Here is a 1,040-nt window from a genome sequence, read left to right as displayed (position 1 = left end):
GCTTATCAACAAAACGGCACGCCCTTACAGGGCGTGTTTTAACATCCCATATGAACTTGTGTGTCTGGAGTTCTGGTGATGTTGAATGTCATGAAAGGTCTGACAGACCTTGAGTTCGAGCGTCTCTACAGCACGGAAGAGGCCTGTATCAAGGCGTTGATGGTGGCGCGTCGGGAGGTCGGGATGGCCTGCCCGTCCTGTGGCCACGATCGGAATTATCTTTGTGGTCGCCGGGTAGGCTGCACACGCTGCAATCGCCGCTGGTCGGTCACGGCCGGCACGGTGATGAGTGGCACGAAACTTCCGCTCACGATCTGGTTCCGGGCCATGCACATCATGACCAGTACCAAACAGGGTGTCTCGGCCATCGAACTGGGCCGTCGGCTGGGCGTGAGCTATCCGACGGCGTGGTATCTCGCCAAACGCCTGCGCCGCGCCATGACCGAACGTGAAGCCCGTTATCTTCTCGGTGGTTCAGGTCCGGACGGTGCCCCCGTCGTGGTCGAGGCTGACGATGTCTATCTGGGTGGCGAGCGAAACCAGGGCTCGGGTCCGGGAGGCAAGACCAGGATGATCGCCGCGACCGAGCGGTATGAGGGCGGCCGTATGGGCCATGTCGCCATGCGGACGGTGGTCGGCTTCACCAGCAGGGCGGTGCGGGCATTCGCCGATACCTGCCTCATGCCAGCCGTCAGGGTTCATACCGACGGCCTGAAGGCTTTTCTGGCCTTCGGCACACCCGCCAGATCCCATGTGGTCACTGTCAGCGGCAGCAAACGCCCCTCCCGACAGCGCACCGCACCCTTCCACGGCCTCAACACCGCCATCGCCAATCTGAGCACGGCCCTCAAGGCAACGCACAAGGCCATCGCCCCGCAGCACACATCCGATTATCTCGGCGCCTTCTGCTGGACCACCAATCGAAGACACAACATGTTCGGCATGATCCCGGCCGCATGCCGCGCCGTCGCGACGTCTTCAATCCTCACGCGCCGACGCGCATATGCCGAAATTCCCGTGCTGCTTGGTTGATAAGCGGG

At 61.8% G+C, this 1,040-nt stretch carries 1 protein-coding gene; it reads left to right on the top strand.

The window, feature by feature from the left end; translation table 11 throughout:
• The first annotated feature begins 60 nt into the window (after nucleotides 1-60).
• The gene (locus tag GXY01S_RS16715; RefSeq protein WP_095666499.1) at nucleotides 61-1,032 is read left to right on the top strand and encodes an IS1595 family transposase; all 972 of its coding nucleotides are present in this window, start codon (nucleotides 61-63) and stop codon (nucleotides 1,030-1,032) included.
• The last annotated feature ends 8 nt before the right edge of the window (nucleotides 1,033-1,040 follow it).

This window comes from Komagataeibacter xylinus NBRC 15237 (genome assembly GCF_001571345.1).
GTDB lineage: Bacteria > Pseudomonadota > Alphaproteobacteria > Acetobacterales > Acetobacteraceae > Komagataeibacter > Komagataeibacter xylinus.
This window is presented reverse-complemented; position numbering and strand designations above follow the sequence as displayed.